This window comes from Actinocorallia longicatena (genome assembly GCF_039534125.1).
GTDB lineage: Bacteria > Actinomycetota > Actinomycetes > Streptosporangiales > Streptosporangiaceae > Actinocorallia > Actinocorallia longicatena.
In genome coordinates, this window is record NZ_BAAAUV010000016.1 from 101801 (window position 1) to 121528 (window position 19728).

Genomic DNA, 19728 nt, shown 5'->3' on the forward strand with positions numbered 1-19728 from the left:
CATGAAGGTGATCGAGTTCGTCCTGAACATCCTCTGGCTGGTCTTCTGCGGGATCTGGATGGCCCTCGGCTACTTCGTGGCCGGGGTCGTCTGCTGCATCCTGATCATCACGATCCCGTTCGGCATCGCCTCGTTCCGCATCGCGGGCTACGTGCTGTGGCCGTTCGGGCGGACGACGGTCGAGAAGCCGGGTGCGGGGGCCCCGTCCTTCGTGGGCAACGTGATCTGGGTGGTCTTCGCCGGCTGGTGGCTGGCGCTCGGCCACATCCTCACCAGCATCCCGCTGTTCGTGTCGATCATCGGGATCCCGTTCGGCTGGGCCAACCTGAAGATGATCCCCATCTCCCTGATGCCGCTGGGGCGCGAGGTGGTCTCGACCGATCAGCGCTTTGGGGCCTCCTGAGGGGTGGACAGGTCCTCTGACCAGCGACATTATGGTCGGATGTCCAGCGCCACCCCCCTTCCGAAGACCGGAGAGGTCTTCTTCGACGCCCGGGGCGACCAGCGGGCGATGCGTCTGAGCTGGCACCCCGACGCCGACGTCGTGGTCCTCAGCCTCTGGAACCAGGGCACCTGCGTGGCCACCTTCCGGCTGGCGTCGACGGAGATCACTCCGTTCATCGAGGCGCTCGCGCAGGGCCTGCCGCAGCAGCCGAGGGGCCGCAGGCACGCCCCGGCGCCCGTCACGGCGCCCCAGGACGTGATCCCGCCCTCGCCCGCCGAGGACATCCCGCTGACCGGCCAGTACCAGCACCCCCGGCACTAACGATTCGGGCGGAAACCGGGATTCCTTGCCGCGGGGGCGCCGCACGTGATGACCTTGGAGGGTGACGACCCCCCGAAACTCACACCGTTCCTCCGCCAGCGCCGGATGGGGCTGCCAGGAGGACGGCCACTACCGCGAGCTCGGCCCGCAGCAGGCGCTGTCGTGGCTGCGGCCGTCGGTGCTGTGGCGGTCGAGGAACGATGTGATCGCCAAGCGGTTCGGCGACCCGGTCGACGACATCAGGCGCCGCTGGATCGGTGAACCCGGCGACATGCTGCTGCGCAGCGAACCGGACACGACCTTCTCCTTCCTGCTGCTCGGCGACACAGGAGAGGGGGACCAGTCGCAGTTCGCGGTGGTCCCGGGCATGTTGAAGATCGGGCAGGACACCGACTTCGCGGTGATCGCCAGCGACGTGATCTACCCGATCGGGAGCGTCAACGACTATCCGCAGAAGTTCTTCAAGCCCTACCAGGACTACCGCAAGCCGATCTACGCGATCCCCGGCAACCACGACTGGTACGACGGGCTCGAGGGGTTCATGCGGGTGTTCTGCGACCGTCAGGGGGACGGTTCGCCGGGCGACTGGTGGCACGGGAGCCTCGGGTTCGTCGCGCGGAAGCTGTGGCGGCGGCCGGAACCCGCCGACGAGGAGAAGCTCGCCGAGGGGCGCAAGCTGCGGTCGATGGTGGAGCAGCAGGCCGTCCAGCCGGGGCCCTACTGGGTGATCGACAGCCCCGAACTGCGGATCATCGGGATCGACACCGGGATCCAGGGGCGCCTCGACCGGGAGCAGGGCGCGTGGCTGCGGCGGGTGTCGGCGGACCCGCGCCCGAAGCTCCTGATCACCGGAAAGCCGATCTACAAGGACGACGTCCACCAGCCGGGCTCGATCGAGGGCGGCGGGACGGTCGACGAGATCGTCCGGGAGTTCTCCTACGTCGCGGTGATCGGCGGGGACATCCACAACTACCAGCGCTACCCGATCGTCCTCCAGCGCGACGGCCGCGACGAGATCGTCCAGTACGTGGTGGCGGGCGGGTCGGGGGCGTTCATGCACGCCACGCACACGATCGCCAGGACCTCGACGGTGGTGGAGGACACCTTCACCTGCTATCCGCTGCGCGGCGACTCCCTGGTCTTCTACAGCCGGCTCTACGGGCGGCGGCTGCGCTGGCTGGGCCTGCGCCGGTTCTTCGACATCTCCTATCCCGAGGCGGCGGCCGCGGTCTCCGAGCGGCTCGGGATCCCGCCCAGCAGGCCCGAGGCCGACGACGTGAAGCCGGGCCGGCGGGCCAGGATGATCGCGTCGCTGCTCGGGGTGCCGGGCGCCACCGGCAGGCTGACCTCCTGGTTCCGCCTGCCGGTCCGCAAGGCCTACCACAAGCTCTTCTCCGAGACGGCCGACTCCGACCTCCCGCCGTTCTTCAAGAGCTTCCTGCGCATCGACGTCACCCCCGGCGAGCTGCGTATCCGCTGCATCGGCGCGTCGGGCTGCCGGGCGCACGAGCTGGCCCCGCCCGTCGAGGACGACTTCCGGATCCCGCTGCGCTGAGCCTCAGCGGCGGGCGGTGCGGAGCAGGGACAGCAGGGAGGCGGCGGAGACGGCCGCCCAGACGCCCTCGAGGAGGAGGAAGCCCCACTGCCGCAGCACGAGCGCCTCGGCGGCCAGGATCGAGGAGCCGGCGAGGTTGGCGAGCAGGTAGCGGGGGGACCGGGCGTCGAGGACGCCGCGCTGGCTCAGGACGAAACCCGCGAGGACCAGCAGGGAACCCGAGATCTGGACGAGCTGGGACATGGCGACGCCTCCTGGGCGTCGTCGTGCGGTCCGGGTACGGCGCGTCTCGTCCGGGGCCCCGGTGGGTCCCGGGGACGCTCACCAGTGTATTCACCCGGGTCACGGCCGGGACGCGGGGTCAGCTGACCGTGGTGAAGATCTTGTGATCGCGCCCGGTCTGGTCGGCGTAGGCCATGGCGAACTCCGCGATCGCCTCGTCGAAGACCGTGGAGGTGCCCAGGTAGCCGGCGATGCGCATCCGCCGGCCGGTGTTGGCGTGGCCGACGGCGAGCGTCCGGGCGCAGAGCTCGGCGTACAGGGTGAGGCCGTAGGGGTTCATCGTGGTCGGGTCGATGTCGGACTTCAGGTCGCGGAGCCGGCGCCAGTAGTAGTTGCCGGGGCCGTCGGCCGACCAGCCGAGGAAGACGTCACTGGCGGACTGCAGGAGCCGCTGGCCGACGACGACCCTGCGGCCCTGGTTGCGGTAGGCGCTGGAGTACAGGTGGGGTTCGAGGACGGACCGGGTGGCCTCCTTGATCTGGAGGACCAGCGGGTCGTGGGCGTCGCGGCCCTGGAGGACGACGACGTAGCACCGGGTGCCGACGCCGCCGACGCCGACGACCTTGCGGGCGGCGTCGACGAAGCGGTACCGCGACAGCAGTTCGGCGACGTCCTCGCGGAGGGACCGGCTGTACTCGGCCAGCGAGTGCTTGACCAGGTCCTCGGTCGACTCGGTGCCGTCGCGGACCAGCAGCGGCGGATCCTCGACGATCCGCAGCCGGCCGTCGACGGTCGCGGTGAGCGTCCCGACCGCGGGGAGCCTGTCGCGGCGGTGGGTCTGGTCGAGATTCTTGGGGCGGTCGCGGAGGCCGCGCTTCATGATCTGCTCGATGACCTCGTCGCCCCTGGTCACCGTGGAGAAGACGGCGAGGTCGGGCATCGCGGCGAGCTCGCGCATCCGGAGCCGGTAGGCGGCCGCGGCCCTCCGCGCGAGGTCGCGCGCGTCCTCGTCGCCGAAGCCCTGGTCGCGGGCGGCGACGGCCAGGCTGGCGGCCAGCCGCTTGAGATCCCACTCCCAGGGGCCGGGAAGGGTCTCGTCGAAGTCGTTCAGATCGAAGACCAGTGAGCGACCGGGGCTCGCGTAGAAGCCGAAGTTCATGACGTGGGCGTCACCGCAGGCCTGGACGCCCAGCCCCGTCGAGGGGGTGGACGCCAGATCGCCCGCCATCACCGCGGCCGCGCCGCACAGGAACGCGAACGGCGAGGCCGCCATGCGCCGGTGGCGGAGCGGCACGAGGTCGGGCAGCCGCCGCTCGTCCTGGGCGAGCACGGTCAGCACGGGATTGCGCCGGTTCCCCGGCGGCGACCACGCGGCGTGGGACGAGCGGGGAACGGCTCGGCGCAGGAGCTTCCCCGTCTCGTACTCCTCGCGCGGCGTCCCTGTCATGATCATGGCTTTCCAGCCAGGACCCCAACACAAGCGCGCCCCCGCCCCAAGGAACCTTGACCCGGTCCGGGGCGGGGGCGCGACGGTCTCAGTGGTGCGGGGCGACCTCAGGATCGGGCCGCGACTCGATGTCGTTGACGAACGCGAGCCCCAGCGAGAGCGCCGCCACCACCCCACCGAAGATCGCCTGCCACTTGGTCCCCGAGGCCAGGTCCTCCAGCGCGAACGTCCCCGCGTCCGCCAGCACCCAGAACACGTACACGACGGCCGCCGCCGCCACCACGAACCACCCGACTGCCCACTTCACGAACGACCTCCCCGAGAACGATCTGCGACCCTTCGTACGTCCAAGGTAACTTCACGGCGAGGGCGGACCCTGGTCGGGTCCGGGCTTCGCCCGGAACAGCGCGCTCGGGGAGGGGGCACCGGGAAACCGCTGGGCGGGCCCGAGGAGCTGGAGCAGCTCCGCGCGCCACGGGTCGATCCGGTGGACGGGGGACTTCAGCCGCTTGTGCAGCGCGGGCTTGAGCGATCGCGTCAGGACGCCGAGCGCGGCATGCCCGGACGCCTCCCGGTAGGCGAGGCACAGGGTGCCCAGCGGTGCCTCGGTCACCTGGCTCCAGTGAGCCGTGTCCTCGAAGAACGCGGCGGTCCGTCCGGCTCTGGCCCCGGCCACGAGCGCGTAGGCGAGCCTGCTGCCCGTGGTGGAGGACCGGTCCTGGCGGACGGCGATGTCCAGGAGCTCCGCGACCTGCGCCCGGGTCCACTCCGATTCCGGCATCCAGGTCGCCGCCCAGCAGATCTCTGCCGCGAAGGCGGCGTTCACCGGCAGGATCGGGACGGCGTCCGGCAGGGCGTCACCGAGACCGCACTCGCCGAGCGTCTGGGCCGCCCAGCCGATCGAGGCCCAGTGCGCGCCGTGGTCGAGCACGAGATGCCGCCGGCTCGCCCGTTCCACGGCCCGCCCGACGGCGGGGCCGAACAGCTGCACGTCGGCGGGCCTGTCCTCGCGGTACCGGCGGAGCAGCTCCGTCGCGCGATGCAGCCCGAGCGACCGGGCGAGCTCGTCCTTCGGGAACTGGGTCATCTGGTCCATGACGGCCTGGGCCAGGTCGTTCTGGCCGCAGCGCGTGAGGATCTCGAGCAGGCGCGGCACCTCCCTGAGGTCCTCGGCCGCGCCCTTCTTGATCCGCGCGAGGACGGCGCCCTGGTTGGCGTTGGCGGCGAGCTGGTGCCCCCACTGCTCGTCCCAGATGTAGGACAGCCTGAGCAGCCCGCAGAGCGCCCTCGGGCTGGCGAGCTGGCCGACGAGGCCGAGCCACCGCCCGTTCAGCAGCTTCTTGATCCATTCGGAGTCGCCGGTCTGCGGGGTCACCCCGAGGTCCGCCAGGTGGCGTCCCACCCGTCCCTGGGTGACCGGATCCTGCATGTAGCGGATCTCTTCGGTGAAAGCGGTCCAGAAGTGCCGCTTCTGCCGGATGTGGGAGAGGAGTTTCCGGCCCTGCTCCTTCTCGATGCGTTCGACGCAGTGCAGCAGCTCGGCCAGGTCAGGAGGGCGCGACGCGGACCGGACGGCCACGTCCTCCAGCGCGCTGTAACTGCGGCCCTCCGGCACGGCCTTCAGGGTCTCGAGCGCGGCGCTCGCGGTCCCCGGATCCAGTTTCTGCAGCGAGTTCAGCGACGCGGTGAGATCCGATGTGGTCCGGACCTTGCTGATCTCCTCGCCCCAGTCCCAGTCCGGCGCGTTCTGCTTGAACCGCTGCAGGATCTGGGCGTTGGACCAGCCGGGGTCGGACATCCGGAGGGTCGTCGAGATGACGGACAGCCGCTGCGCCACGTCGGAGGCCCGCTCCAGCCTGCGGGGCCGCCGCCAGAGCTCGTCGCGGCCCTGGACCTCCGCGTAGAGCCGGGGCAGGTCGGGGCTGATCGCCCGGCCCAGCCGGTGCATGTGGAGCGCGGCGTCGACCCGCAGCCTCGGCTGGGTCATCTGGCGGGCGAGGATCTTGGGAGGCACGGCCTCGGAGATCCGCTGGAGGAACTCCTCGCCGAGGTAGTCGTCCGCGGCGAGCAGCACGGCGAGCTGCGCCGCCCAGGGCCGGTTGACGCGGTAGGCGGAGCCGAGGGATCTGACGATCAGGTTGAAGGCGTCGTCCTCAACGACCTTGCGGTAGCTGGCGTCGGCCTGCCAGATGCCCTTGAGGAAGTAGTAGAGGATCGAAGGACGCCGCTCCTTGCTGACGAGCCGCACGGCGAACTCCTCACCGAGCTCCTCGGCGAGCAGGGAGGCGAACCGCGGCCCCGACGAGCAGAACAGCTCGTCGGCCTCGTGGGTCCGGCTCAGCAGGAGCCCGGCGCCCTTGCCGTCCTTGAGCTTGATGATCCGGGTGGCGAGCACCCGGGCGAGGTCCTCCGCACGATCCTCGTGCAGCATCTTGTTCGCGGTGTCCTTGTGGATGCGGCCGACCGTCGCGATGAGGTTGGCCGCGTCCGCCGGTGCCGCCGTGCGGATGAGGCTGCGCATCGCCCCGCTCACGGCGAGACGGTGCATGAGCTTCGTGCAGAAGCCCCGGTGGTTGGCGGACAGATCTCCCAGCACCATCGAGATCTCCGGCGCCGTGGCCCGGGTGAAGGCGGAGCGGAGCAGGCCCTCGTTCCCCTGGATGAGCTCGTCCCAGTCGATCCTCGGGTCGAAGTGGAGACGGAGGGAGAGCTGGGCCAGCAGCGCCCCGAGCCCGGAGCCGCTCGGCGGGCGGTGATCCCGCAGGTCGTACACCTCGGGGAAATGCTCGAGGGGAAGCTGTTCGTTGACCCGTTCGCCGGGCTTCCAGCCGTCGCCGCGTTCGACCACCCGGTAGCAGCGGGCCAGAAGGATGTCGAGCCTGCGCACCTGGACGAGGTCGACCGCGGAGGTCTTGTCGATGCCCTGGACGAGCACCGGGGCCTGGGCGATGATGATCGCGGGCATCTCGGGTTCGTGGAGGCGGAAGAGCCTCAGCACCGCGTTGTACCGCTCGCCGATCCTCGCAGGGCGCCGCAGGACGGCGCCCAGCCCGGTCTCCGGATCGGCGAGCCACTCCACGAAGGAGCGCATCGCCTCGGTGTCCTGGAGCGCCAGACGGTGCTTCTGCAGCAGTTCCACGACCGACGACAGCCGTGGCGCGTCGAGGTCCCGCACCGTCGCGGTCCGCCGCATCAGGTCCGGGAGGAGATCGGAGATCCGGAAGTCCGACGCGAACGAGTCGAGGTGCGACAGCGCCGCGGCGACCGTGGGGGGCGCGGCCGCCGCGGACCAGCGCACGATCTCCTCCCACACCTGGTCGCCGCCGGACTTGTCCAGGGCGTTCAGGTCGTAGACGCGCAGCCGCTTCAGCAGGTCCACGGCGAGGCCGGACCGCCGCTCCCTCAGCAGCCGCGCCAGGTGCGGAAGGATGACCGGCACGGCCTGGACCTCGTGGTCGTCCGCCTGGCCGTCGGCGGAGGTGCGGTCGAACACCAGCCGGGCCAGTTCCCGGCTCGGGAGCCGGACCAGGCCGAACAGGGGATGGGCGCCCAGCGAGGCCAGGGTCTTCAGGGCCGTCGCGCTCAGATGCCCCTCGGGGGTCGGCTGGCCGAGCATCGACAGGGCCGCGACCAGCCGGACCTGATCCCGGTCCTGCTCGAAGCCCTCCAGCCCGGCGAGACGGGCGGTGATCAGGTGGACCAGCGTCTCGCTGATGGTGGCGAAGGTGCCCGCGCGCTTGTTCCGCGCGATGTCGCTCATCAGCCGGCTCAGCAGCCAGAGGTCGCGATTGGCCAGGTCGACCAGCGGCTCGATCAGGTCGTCGGGAACCTCGTAGAGCTTGGGGAACTCCGCGGCCATCTTCCGGGCGAGGTCCGCGACGTCGTCCGGGCTGACGACCGCTTCGATCGCCGAGATGGACGGGGTGTCCCACTCCTCGACCAGGCCCTCGGAGAAGCGGAGCAGCCCCAGGACGCTGACGCCCAGCACCGAGGCCAGATCGGACAGGGCCGCGAGGCTCCCCCCGCCGAGCGGGTGCAGGTCCTCGATGATGACGAGCGTCTTGTCGTTCGGGACGAGCCTGCTGAGGTTCAGGGCGGAGCCGACGATGACGGAGAGGTCGCCCTCGGCGGGCAGGCAGTTGTCGTCGGGGCGCAGGACGAGGATCTGCCATCTGGCGTTGATCAGCCGCTGGGTGAGCTTGCCCGCGATCACTGTCTTGCCGCTGCCGGGCTGGCCGCCCAGGACGATCGACAGGTGCGGCTGGAGCAGGAGCTGACTCGCCAGCGCGTCGACCTGGGGCGCCTCGACCCACTGGACGCCCTCGACGGGGACGCCCCAGGGCGTGCCGCTCGCGGAGATCTGCTGGGCGCCCTTGCCGGCCACGCGCAGGACCCGCCAGTTGTGGCTCTTCAGCGCCGAGGCCGACCAGGAGTCCTTGGCCTCCGTCCACTCCTCGTCCCACAGCAGCTGCGCGGCGCCGGCGAGGGAGGCGTCCCGGCTCTTCGAGCCCGGGCCGCCGGCCGCTCCCTCGATCTCCCAGCCGCCGGTGACGCAGCGGAGCACCCGCAGCCCGGCGGAGCGCGCCAGGTCCGCCGCGCCGGTGTGATCGGTGACGGGCGTGCAGAGGCCGTCCTTGGAGACCTGGGCGAGGACGAGGACGTCCAGTTCCGCAGGGGTGCCGAGTCCGGCCTGCCGGGCGATGTAGGTCAGGGCGATCGTGCCCGCGCCGAGGCCGTCCGGCACGGTGGACGGGGCGAGGATCCCGGTGGTGTCGAACACCGCGCCCACCCGGGCGGGCTGCGGACGGCCCAGGCGCGCGAGCAGGCCGCGCGCTCCCGCCAGGGCCTCGTCCGCGGCGAGCAGGAACGCCTCGCTCAGCGGCGACCAGACCCGGGACCCCGAGGACGCCGTCCCGGCCGGGGGGACGGCGGCGGGGTCTCCGGTGGTGTAGGAGGCCTCGACCGCGGCCATGGCGGTCCAGCCGCCGGCCGCGACGATCGGGACGTGGTGCGCCGCCGGGCCGTTCGGCGGCGGCGGGAGCGCCTGGGACGGCCGCTCGTCGCCGTAGAGCTCCTCGAACCTCTCCTCGATGGCGTAGACCTCCGCGACGACCTTGTCGTCCGCGAGCGCCCGGACGAGATCGGCGGAGAGCCGCCCGGAGCCCGGTTCGAGCAGTTCGGACAGGAGTGCGCCGAAGCCGCACGGCGGTTCGGACGCGGTGTCGACGCGCCGGGGGCGAGAGGGGACCGGCGTGCCCGGTTTGAGCGACTCCACCCGCTGCCGCAGGGTGCGGATCAGGCGGAGCAGATGTGCGGGATCGGAGGCGTCGCCGTTGTCGAGGAAGGCCGTCAGAGCATGGAGGGCGAGTGTCGCGTCGTAGGCTTTCTCCTGGCTTTCCGAGCGCCGCACGACTCTCCCATACCTGATCGTCAAATGTGGAGGCGCGCCGTTCCCACATCGCTGCAGATGACCAATTCCCGGTCATTCGGCAGAACGGCGGCGTTGATCGCAAGTCCGACATGCATGGTAACAAGGTGCGATGGGTCGCGTCCGTCAAATGTCGCGATGATGGCGGTTCCATTCTTTCCGGTCACCAATAGCCGCGGATTCCCTTCGTCGCGGATGAGGCTGAGCGTGGTGACGCGTTCCGCGCTCAGAAACTCCTCGAACAGGATGTGACCGTCATATCCGTATACATCGGACTGGAACACGGTGCCGTCGTCACTCGCCACGAAGATCGAGTCATCGAGGACCACCACGGACGTCAGGGCCCGGCGCTGACCGGTCCTGAACTCACGCAGGAACGTGCCGTCCGCGGCCCAGACCCGGACCCGGTCGGTGCAGGCGCCCACGACGATCCATTCACCGTCCACGTCGGCCTGGGCGACGGCCGACAGGGCGTGGCCGCCGGACGGGACCAGCGGCCCCTCGCCGACGCCCAGTTCGTGCATCCGCCAGCCTCGTGCCGTGGCGACGACCAGGCCGCGCTCACCGAAGTCGCAGGCGACGATCCTGGAGTCGAGGTCGTCGATCGTGGAGGTCTCCCCGCTCACCAGATCGTGGATGTCGACGGTGCCGCTCCAGTGCCCCACGGCGACGTAGGGAACGCCGTGGACCAGGCGGGTGCCGAAGGCGGAGACGGGGTCGGCGCCCTGCACGAGGGGCTCCAGGCCGCCGATCGGGCCCGAGGCCAGGAGGCGGCCGTCGAGCGTCCCGATGACGAGACGCCGGGCCTCGGCCGGCCCGACCACGTCGACGGCGTCCGAGCCGTGCCGGTCGGCCAGGGAGGCGGTCCAGCCCGTCGTCCTGCGGCGGGCGGCGTCGGCGAGTTCCGGAAGCCTGAAGGCGGCCGCCAGGAGCGCGATCTGCGAGAGGTTCTCGGTGTGGGAGCCGTGGACGGTCACCGATTCGCACAGCTCCCGCACCTTGCGCGCCTTGTCCCGCCCGTCGAGGGTCAGGGCCCGCCGCAGCCGGTGGGCGTCCATGGCGAGCAGGAACTCGGGGTCGTCGAGAAAGGGGGTGAGGGCGCCGGCGAGCAGGGCGTGCTCGGCGAAGTTGCGCTGGGTGTAGGTGTCGGCCCTGAACCAGCCGGTGGTCTCGCCGCCGGGCAGCGCGGCCATCATGGCCTCGGTGAACGCCGTGTGCGCCGCGGCGGTGTCGGCATCCTGGATCAGGTAGTCGGCGACGTCGGAGCTCAGGCGCCAGCCTCCGTCGGGTCCGGGATCCGATGCCTCGTCGAGGTAGTCGGCGGCCTGCGACAGCAGATGTTCCAGTTCGGCCTCGCTGGCGCGGCGGGCGCGGAGCCGGTGGGCGACCTCGGACCAGAGGCGGTGGTCCGGCATGCCCGCGCCGAGGGCGTAGGCGAGCGGCGCGAGCAGGTCCCTGGCCCAGTGGGGATCCCCTTCGGGGGAGATCCTTCTCAGCCGGTGGGCGTAGCGGTCGGTGATCGAGTCCGGCATCAAGGCACGAACTTCCTCGAAGGTCTGGTAGGCAAGGTCGATCGCGTAACGGTAAGCCCATCGGAACACGCTCTCAGAACGCTCCACCACCCAGCGGACCATTTCCCCGAGGTCGTTCTCCGTCGCCTCATGATGCACGGAATTCGCGTGCTTGACCAGGACCGATCGGACCAGCCGGGCGATCTCCGCGCTGTCGGAATGGACGGCGTCATCGAGGCAGATCTCCTCTGCGGGGAGGCCTCGCGGCGGGGCGCCGGAGGCGACGACGAGCCGCACCGAGGAGAGCTCCGCCAGCGGGGCGAGGACCTCACTGATCGGTTCGTCCGGTTCACGCGCCTTGTCGATCGAGTCGATGAGAATGGCCTTCGGCCCGTGCGCGGTGTCGAGCTCGTCGAAGAATCCCGGTTCTCCGGGTTCCTTCTCGACGCCGAATCGCCGGGCCACCTGGGACAGCAGGGTGTAGCCCTCCTGGCCGTGCGCGTCCAGCCGCAGATGAACGCAGCCCTCCGGGACCACCGAGACCGCGTCCGGGTCCGAGGTGGGGAACGGGCGGCGGCTCGACGCCGAGGCGATCCACTTGAGGAGGATGGACTTGCCGGTGCCCGATTTCCCCGTGATCGCGCAGCAGCGTCCGCCGGTGCCCGTCGAGGCCAGGAACGCGACGACCTGCTCGACGGCGCGGTCGCGGCCGCAGAAGACCCAGCCGGTCTCGGCCCTCGCCTCCAGCGGCCGGGAGGTCTGCCGCCGGCCGCTGTCGGGATTGGGGAACGCCCGGCTCTCCTCCGCGCCGCGCGGTGGGTGGTAGGTGACGTTCTGGTAGAGGTCGCCGAGGCGGTGCTGGATCTCCGCTTCGAGCTTCTTCAGCGGGATGTACCGGTCGTTCGGGGAGATGCCCGGGGACTGGATCGCCGCGGTGAACGCCCGGGCGAAGGCCAGCTGCTGCGCCTTCTCGACCTTCCTCGCCGCGGTGATGAGGTGGACCCTGCCCGTCGCCCTGCCCGCGGCCCCGGTCCGGATCTCCCAGAGCCTGAGGTCGTCGGCCGCGGCGTCGGAGTCGCAGACGTCCAGGATGACCACGACCTCGCCGAGTTCCGCCGCCTGCAGCTCCGTCAGCAGCGCCTGGGCCGGCAGGACGGTGGCCGGACGGCCGGGGTCGCCGTTCGCGAGGGGCAGGAGGAGCTCGGTGTCCTGCCGCAGGAATCCGTGGCCGGTGTAGTAGAGCACGAGGACGTCGGGTGCCCGGTCGATGGCGGCGTGCAGGCCGTCGAGGAAGTCGGCGGGGGAGGTGGGATCAAGTCCGGGACGCGGGTGGACCTCCATGCCGCAGTCGTCCCTGAGCACGCTGCGGACGAGGGCCAGCTCGTCGGGGACGTGATCGAGGTTCTCGACCCCCGTGCCGAAGGTCTGGGTTCCCGCGATCACGCAGAGCCGGTGCAGCTCGTCGACGCGTTGCTCAGCGGGGCCGGAGGGCATCGGCGATCCCGTTGGCGACCTCGTGGGTCGTCAGGTAGCGCGTGGCGAGATGGGCGGAGAGGCGGCCGTTGAGGACGGGCAGGTCCTCGACGTCCTTCCCGTACAGGGGCTTCAGCTTCTTGACCAGGGCGACCGGGTCCTCCTCCGCGGCGACGTTCAGCCAGCGACGGACCCCGGGCCACGCTCCGGGGGTCTTCTCGGAGACCGGCGGCCGGAGCCGGTCGCCGATGGCCTTCAGGCCGAGCGGCGAGCCGATGGTCACCAGCGTGTCGATCTTCCATTCCGGGTGGGCCAGCAGCGTCTCGTAGGCGACGACGCTGCCCAGTGAATGGGCGACGACCACCCGGGTCCCGGGCGTCACCGCCGCGGCGAAGCGGTCCTGGACGCACCTGCGGAGGGCGTCGTCGGTGAGGTAGTCGCGGACCTGCTTGATCATCCAGATGATGACCTTGGCCGGAGGGTCGCCGAGGAACCTGCTCCGCTGGAGCCTGCGCAGCGCGTCCTGGGGGAGTCCCTTCGTCGGCGAGCCCTCGGGGTCGGGGACTCCGGAGGCGAAGGCCTCGAGGAGTTCGAGTTCGAGCGGATCACGCAGATGGACGAGGCCGAACGCGGGAATCCGGTCCTCGTCGTCCGGGTCGCCGATCGATTTCGTGCCGGCGGAGCGGAAGCAGTTCGCATAGGTGACCGCGGTGACCCGGTCGGCGGCGACACGGTCGAGCCCGCTGTCGTGCAGTCCCGTATTGAGGGCCTCGCACCATTGCTCGTGCATGCTCTGCCGGTTCCGGGTCCTTCTTCCGATGCCGTGACAAAGCAAGATCTCGCTCACATGCCCCCGCTCCCGTGTGGACGGCCCCTGCGGAGACTGTACGCATCAACGCCTCTCCGCTTCCGGTCGTTGTGGAATCGATACGGCCTCGCCGACGGCGAGGTGGTGGGAGGCGAAGGCGAGGGAGAGGAAGGTGACGAGGAGGACGGCGGCTTCGAGGAGGGGGTGGGCGGAGGCGCAGGGCGTCATGAACTGGTCCATGCAGGCGAAGGTCGCGGTGGACAGGAAGCTGACGGCCAGGAAGACGCGGGTGAAGTCGCGGACGCTCACGGGTGTGCCGGGCAGGAGGCCCAGGGCGCGGCCACGGGCCCAGAGGGGGTAGAGGACCGCGCCGATGGCCAGGAGGATCGTGACGAGGGTGAGGCCGAGGACGTCGAGGGGGGTGAGGCCGTGGCCGTCGCCGTGTCGCTGGTCGAGGTAGATGCCGACCTCCGAGGAGATGTAGAACATGAACAGCGGGGTGACGACGCGGCCGATGGTCCTGCGGACGAACAGGGACAGCTCCCGTGCCTCGTCGCCCACCGCCTCGAGGGCCTGGAGGATGGCGTAGAGGGCGAGGATCCCGGCGCTGACGAAGCCGGAGCCGAGCACCGAGACCTCGCTCGCCGCGCGTCCTCCGGAGATCGTGGTCGCCGCGAGGACGGCGTTGCCGAGGCTGGTCAGGACCAGGGCGAGGAACGTCGCGATGAGCACGAGCACGACCGGGTTCAGCCGGCCGGTCCGCGCCTCCTCCCGGCCGAGCCGGGTGGTGACCAGCGCCAGCACCGTCGCGAAGGCGAATCCGGCGACGATCCCGGCCAGGCTCGAGTACAGTCCCGCGGTCGCCGCGAGGTCGGCGGCGACTTCTTTACATGAGGGCACGGGCGAGGCTCCCATCGCGTTTCATCGGGTCGACTTCGGGGCGGGGGAGAAGCGCACCTTGAGCGACTCGTAGCCGGAGACGAAGTTCGCGGGCCGGTGCGACGGTTCGGGGCCGTCGACGGGTTCGAGGTCGGGCAGCCGCGCCAGCAGCCGTTCGAACATCACCTTCAGCTCCAGGCGGGCGAGGCTGTTGCCCAGGCAGAAGTGGGGGCCGTTGCCGAAGGCGACGTGGTCGTTGGGGGTGCGGCGGGCGTCGAAGCGGAACGGGTCGGGGAAGACGTCGGCGTCGCGGTTGGCGGAGGGATAGAGCAGGAGGACCTTGTCGCCCTCCCTGATCGTCTGGCCGCGCAGCTCGAAGTCGCGGGTCGCGGTGCGGTTCATGTTCTTGATGGGGGAGACCCACCGCAGCATCTCCTCGACCGCGGCGGGGATCCCGGACGGGTCGTCGATGAGCGCCTGTCGCTGGCCGGGATGCAGGCTCAGCTGGTACATCCCGCCGGAGATCACGTGCCGGGTGGTCTCGTCGCCGCCGATCAGGATGAGCAGCGACTCGTGGACCAGCGAGTCGTGGTCGAGGGCGGCGCCGTCGACCTCGGCGTGGACCAGCGTGCTCAGCAGGTCGTCGCGCGGGCGGCCGCGCCGTTCCCGGATCGCGCCGCCGGCGTAGTCGGTGAAGCCGGCGAACGCGTCGGCGGCTCTGACGAGGAGGTCGAGATCGTCGCCTCCGGTCAGCGCGCTCAGCATGTCGTCGGACCAGGCGAGCAGCGTCCTGCGGTCCTCGGGGGCGACGCCCAGCGCGTCCCCGATGACGATCAGGGGCAGCATCGCGGCGATCTCGCCGACGAAGTCGCACTCGCCCCGCTCGCAGACCTCGTCGATGATCTCGTCGCAGACCCGCCGCAGGTAGCCCTCCTGGTCGGCGACGCGGCGGGGGGTGAATCCGCTGCTCACGAGCTTGCGCCGGAGCTTGTGGGCCGGATCGTCCATGTCGATCATCATCGGGGTCGGCCCGGTGTCGGGCCGGATGCCCTCGGCGTTGGAGAAGGCCCCCGGAGCGCGGGACAGCGCCCGGACGTCCTCGTGCTTGGACACGCCCCAGACCCCGGCGTGCGGATCCCAGTAGACGGGGGCGTTCTCGCGCATCCAGAGCAGCTCGTCGTGGGGATCGCGCCCCCAGAAGTCGCCACTGATCAGGTTGATGGAGTCGTTCACCGGCGAGGAGGGCACGCGGGGCTCCTTCGGAGGGGATCTTCACGGTAACCGCGTGTTCCGCCGGAGACCAGACGCGGGCGGGAACGCGTCACCGGCCTCGCCGGAGCGGCCGCCGGGTCCACTTCCTGTCAATGGCGGCGTGGGAATGGCCGGAGCAATTCCCGGGGAAATGCCGACGGTGCGGGGGAGCGCGCCGCCGGGAATGGTGAACCGATGATCTCGCCGGGCCGGCCGGAGGCGATCCCGGGCGGTCCGGGTGGAAGATCCCGTTCGGCCATGCCTGTTGCGTCCTCGTCGGGTGTGTGCTGTATGACACGCGCGTCAGTGAGGGGTGTTTCGTGGTGATGGCGCCGGATCTGGCCGACCCCGGCGGGCGGCCGCACGTGGCCCCCGCCCCGGGCGAGGCCCGTGCCGGGCCGTCCCTGGTGGGACCGGTCCCGCCCGCGGCATGGCGCGCCGGGCGCGGATTTGGGAACGGTCCCTCGCTGTTTTCCTAATCCAACGAGATGGCTCTGCGGAATTCGCCGTGCAATACTCGGCACCGTAAATGATCAATATTGACGAGGAGTATGCGGAGGCGTCATCTCGGGGGCGCCGAGGTACGGGGTTCGGCGGAGCCGGTCGCGGGTGCTCGGTCCGTCCATGAGGGGTGTTGTGACCGTCATGGGGCGCTGTCGCCCTGCTCAGGGGAGCGGGGCGCAGCGCGGTGGGCTGAGGGGATTCACGGCCGGACGATCGCTGGGTAGTGTGCCGCCTGCACGAGCGGGCGGCGGTCTGCATCGGGGGTGACACAGACGTGGAACTTAGGGAAGACGGCAGAGAAATGTCGGCTCTCCTCGAGAACTACGAGGCATGTATAGCGGGTCAGGCGGGCATCGCGCTGGTCAGAGGGCCGGCGGGCATCGGGAAGAGCGCTCTGCTCAGGGCGTTCGGTGAACATGTGGCCGCGTCGGGAGCCCTGCTCCTGCAGGCGACGGGCTCGGCCGCGGAACGCACCCTGCCGCTGGGTGTGATCGGCCAGCTTCTGCACGGGGTGGAGTCCGCGTCTCCGGACTCCAGGTCCCTGATGAAGCTGCTGGAGGAGACGCGCCTGAGGTTCGGGTCGGCCGCGGGAGAGCTGTCGGCGCTGTGCCGGGCGGTGCTCGCGCTGGCGCGTGAGCGGCCGTTGGTGCTGCTGATCGACGACATCCACCACGGCGATCCCGCCTCGCAGGAGTTCCTCAGGTACCTGGCCTACCGGCTCGACGCCTCGCGCATCCTGCTCGTCCTGGGGGAGAGCAGCAGCCAGCCGGGTGATCCGGACTTCCAGGCGGAGCTGCTCCACCTGCCCTGGTGTTCCACGATCAATCTCGGCCTGTTCTCCGCGGAGGAGGTGGCGGAGCTGGCCGGGGCCGACGGGACCGGTGCCTCGCCGGCCGACCTCCACGAGCTGAGCGGGGGGAACCCGCTGCTGGTCAGGGCCCTGCTCGAGGATCACAGGGCCGGAGCCGCGGGGACCGAGACCGGGCCCGTCCTCCCCGGTGAGCTGTTCACCGAGGCGGTGGAGATCTGCCTGTACCGCAGCGACGCCGCCGTGCGATGGACGGCGTGGGCCGCGTCGATCCTCGGCGACGAGGCCTCGAGGGTGCGGATAGCCGAGGTGCTCAGCAGCCCCGTGCAGGTCGTCGACGGCGGCTTGACGGCGCTGGCGGAGATGGGGCTGCTCCTGCCCGACGGGCGGTTCCGGCACGAGGCCGTCCGCGCCGCGGTGAAGAAGCGCGTGAACCACTACCAGCGTCCCCGGCTCGAGGCGCGCAGCGCGTGGGTCCTGCACGAGCACGGCGCGACGACGACCGTCGTGGCGGCCCATCTGGTGCAGGCGCAGCGGATCACGGCGCCCTGGGTGCTGCCGACGCTGCGCGAGGGGGCCGAGCGGGCGCTGGCCGAGAACGACGTCACGCTGGCGCTCGACTGCCTGCGCGTCGCCCGCGACCTCTGCACCGACGAGGCCGCGAGCCTGGAGATCAAGACCGCGATCGTCAGCGCCGCCTGGCGGGTGAATCCCCGGATGGCCGAGCACTACCTGCCGGAACTGGCCGAGGCCGCGGCGCAGGGCCGGCTGGGGGCGCGGGACGCCCGGGTCGTGACGGGCTGCCTGCTGTGGTTCGGGCGGACGGAGGACGCGCTGCGCGTGCTCGAGGTCCTGATCGAGGCGGACACCTCGCGCAAGCGGTCCGCGGCCGGCTTCCGGGTCCCGCACGAACTCGATCTCGTCCGGCTGTGGATGGTCTACGGCTATCCGGGCCTGCCGGGCATCGACCGCCAGAGCGCGATCGAGGCCTCCCTCGAGCCGCTGACGCCGATGCAGAGCCCGCCGCTGCGCGCGTCCGCCCTGCTGGCCGCGGTGGTGTGCGAGGAGGAGAGCGGCGAGATCGTGGTCCGCGCCGAGCAGGCGCTCCAGACGACGCCGTTCAACGACAACACGATGACGGTCATCGTGGCCGCGCTGATCTCCCTGATCCTCGTGGACCAGCTGTCCACGGCGGACTCCTGGTGCCGGAAGCTGGAGAAGGACGCGGTGACGCACCGCTCGCCCGTCTGGCAGGCGATCCTGGTGGCCGTCCGGGCGCTCGTCGAGATCCGGATGGGCCGGCTGGCCGAGGCCGCCGAGTCGGCGCGCAGCGCGCTGGAGCTGGTCCCCGCCCAGGGATGGGGCGTGCCCGTGACGGCCCCGCTGAGCGCCCTGATCTACGCGGAGTCCCTGCTCGGCCACCCCGACAAGGCCGCGGCGTTCCTCGGCGTCCCGGTGCCCGAGGCGGCCTACGCGACGCCCGGCGGGGTGATGCTGCTCTGGGCGCGCGGCCACTTCCATCTCGCGTCGGGCAACCCCTACGCGGCGCTCGACGACTTCTACGCCTGCGGGGAGCTCATGAGCGACCTGGGGATCGAGCTGCACGCCCTCGTCCAGTGGCGGACGGATGCGGCCGAGGCGTATCTGGAGCTGGGCGACGCCCAGCGGGCCAGGGAGCTGGTGGAGGAGCAGATGGCGCTGCTCGGACCCGGCCGCACGTGGATGCGGGGGGTCTCGCTGCGGGTTCTCGCGGGCGCCTGCGAGCCGAAGAAGCGGCTGCCGCTGCTCCAGGAGGCCGTCGACATCTTCCGGGATCAGGGCCACCGGCTGAAGGAGGCCCAGGCGCTGGAGGAGCTCGGCCGGGCGCACTACAAGCTCGGCCACGAGAAGCAGGCGCGATCGCTGAACCGCAAGGCGCAGCGCCTGATGCGGGAGCTGGGCATGAGGCAGCAGGCGAGGCCGAGCACTCCCGCCGGGACGGCCCGCGACACCGCGTCCGCCGAGCAGGAGAACGCGCTGGGCCTCAGCGACGCGGAACTCAGGGTCGCGAGCCTGGCCGCCCGCAGCCAGTCCAACCGGGAGATCGCCGAGGAACTGTTCATCACGCTCAGCACGGTCGAGCAGCACATGACCCGGGTGCTCCGCAAGCTCGGGGTCCGCAGCCGCGGGGACCTCAGCGCGAAACTCCTGGAGATCCAGGCGGAGGAAGAGGCGCTGACGCGCTGAGACCGTGACCCCGGGCGCGGAACCCCGGGCGCGGGAGCGTGGGAGCGCGCTGTGACGGCCGTGTGACGACCGTGTCGGTAGTCTGGCGATCGTTACGCTGCCGCGGTCGGAGACAGTTTCGGAACAGATCGGGAAGAAGACGGATGAGGGTCCTGGTGGTCGAGGATCAGGTGCTGCTGGCGGATTCGGTGGCACGGGTGCTGCGGCGTGAGGGCATGGCGGTGGACGTCGCCCACGACGGGACGGCGGCGCTCGAACGCGCCTACGAGGTGGACTACGACGTCGTGGTCCTCGACCGCGACCTGCCCGGCGTCCACGGCGACGACGTGTGCAGGCAGCTGATGCGGGAGGCGGATCGGGACACCCCGCGCGCCCGGGTGCTGATGTTGACGGCGGCCGGCACCATCGCCGACCGGGTCGAGGGCCTCACCATCGGCGCCGACGACTACCTGCCCAAGCCCTTCGCCTATCCCGAGCTGGTGGCGCGGATCAGGGCGCTCGGCCGGCGGTCCCAGACCGCGGTGCCACCCGTCCTCGAGCACGGTGAGCTGCGGCTCGATCCGGCGCAGCGGGTGGCGACCCGGGCCGGGGTCAGGCTGCCGCTCAATCCGAAGGAACTGGCCGTGCTGGAGTACCTGCTCACCGAGCGGGGCCGGGTGATCTCCGCGGAGGAGCTGCTGGAACGGGTGTGGGACGAGGCCACGGATCCGTTCACCACGACGGTCAAGGCCACGATCAACCGGCTGAGGTCGAAGCTCGGTGATCCTCCGGTCATCGAGACGGTCCCCCGAGGGGGTTATCGCATTTGAAGGGCTGGGACCTGCCATGGGCCTGAGGAACAGGATCTCCG

Annotated in this window: 13 protein-coding genes and 1 riboswitch; of the genes, 5 read left to right on the forward strand and 8 right to left on the reverse strand. The window is 71.0% G+C overall.

Annotated elements, in window-relative coordinates; translation table 11 throughout:
* Position 1 precedes the first annotated feature (1 nt).
* The 3 genes from ABD785_RS27680 to ABD785_RS27690 all read left to right on the forward strand — a co-directional run bounded on the left by ABD785_RS27680 (position 2) and on the right by ABD785_RS27690 (position 2321).
* Positions 2–403 (forward strand): YccF domain-containing protein, encoded by a 402-nt coding sequence (locus ABD785_RS27680; RefSeq protein ID WP_344833934.1) that lies wholly within the window; start codon positions 2–4, stop codon positions 401–403.
* 39 nt (positions 404–442) lie between these two features.
* Complete coding sequence (locus ABD785_RS27685) at positions 443–766, forward strand: hypothetical protein (RefSeq protein ID WP_344833936.1); 324 nt, start codon at positions 443–445, stop codon at positions 764–766.
* A gap of 61 nt (positions 767–827) precedes the next feature.
* The gene (locus ABD785_RS27690; protein WP_344833938.1) at positions 828–2321 is read left to right on the forward strand and encodes a metallophosphoesterase family protein; all 1494 of its coding nucleotides are present in this window, start codon (positions 828–830) and stop codon (positions 2319–2321) included.
* Positions 2322–2324: 3 nt separating this feature from the next.
* Here the strand turns inward: ABD785_RS27690 and ABD785_RS27695 are convergent, their stop codons facing one another.
* The 8 genes from ABD785_RS27695 to ABD785_RS27730 form a co-directional block, all read right to left on the reverse strand.
* Complete coding sequence (locus ABD785_RS27695) at positions 2325–2564, reverse strand: CBU_0592 family membrane protein (RefSeq protein ID WP_344833941.1); 240 nt, start codon at positions 2562–2564, stop codon at positions 2325–2327.
* Positions 2565–2576: 12 nt separating this feature from the next.
* Positions 2577–2643, reverse strand: a riboswitch (guanidine-III (ykkC-III) riboswitch).
* 39 nt (positions 2644–2682) lie between these two features.
* Complete coding sequence (locus ABD785_RS27700; protein ID WP_344833943.1) at positions 2683–3990, reverse strand: DUF2252 domain-containing protein; 1308 nt, start codon at positions 3988–3990, stop codon at positions 2683–2685.
* 88 nt (positions 3991–4078) lie between these two features.
* Entirely contained in the window at positions 4079–4297 is a 219-nt protein-coding gene (locus ABD785_RS27705; RefSeq protein WP_344833946.1) for a hypothetical protein, read from the reverse strand.
* A 51-nt stretch (positions 4298–4348) separates the two neighbouring features.
* Positions 4349–9400 (reverse strand): P-loop NTPase family protein, encoded by a 5052-nt coding sequence (locus tag ABD785_RS27710; RefSeq protein ID WP_344833948.1) that lies wholly within the window; start codon positions 9398–9400, stop codon positions 4349–4351.
* Positions 9401–9420: 20 nt separating this feature from the next.
* Positions 9421–12423, reverse strand: coding sequence for a hypothetical protein (locus ABD785_RS27715; protein ID WP_344833951.1), 3003 nt, complete (start codon positions 12421–12423; stop codon positions 9421–9423).
* Positions 12404–13192 (reverse strand): alpha/beta hydrolase, encoded by a 789-nt coding sequence (locus ABD785_RS27720; RefSeq protein ID WP_344833954.1) that lies wholly within the window; start codon positions 13190–13192, stop codon positions 12404–12406. Before ABD785_RS27720 ends, ABD785_RS27715 begins: the two co-directional genes overlap by 20 nt.
* Positions 13193–13294: 102 nt before the next feature.
* The gene (locus ABD785_RS27725; RefSeq protein ID WP_344833957.1) at positions 13295–14125 is read right to left on the reverse strand and encodes a hypothetical protein; all 831 of its coding nucleotides are present in this window, start codon (positions 14123–14125) and stop codon (positions 13295–13297) included.
* 6 nt (positions 14126–14131) lie between these two features.
* Positions 14132–15337, reverse strand: a complete 1206-nt coding sequence (locus ABD785_RS27730; RefSeq protein ID WP_344833959.1) for a cytochrome P450 — start codon at positions 15335–15337, stop codon at positions 14132–14134.
* Between the two features lie 808 nt (positions 15338–16145).
* On the opposite strand from ABD785_RS27730, the gene ABD785_RS27735 reads away from it, so the two are divergent.
* Together ABD785_RS27735 and ABD785_RS27740 are read left to right on the forward strand one after the other, a co-directional pair.
* Positions 16146–18878 (forward strand): helix-turn-helix transcriptional regulator, encoded by a 2733-nt coding sequence (locus tag ABD785_RS27735; RefSeq protein ID WP_344833962.1) that lies wholly within the window; start codon positions 16146–16148, stop codon positions 18876–18878.
* 143 nt (positions 18879–19021) lie between these two features.
* Positions 19022–19687, forward strand: coding sequence for a response regulator transcription factor (locus ABD785_RS27740; protein WP_344833965.1), 666 nt, complete (start codon positions 19022–19024; stop codon positions 19685–19687).
* Positions 19688–19728: the final 41 nt, after the last annotated feature.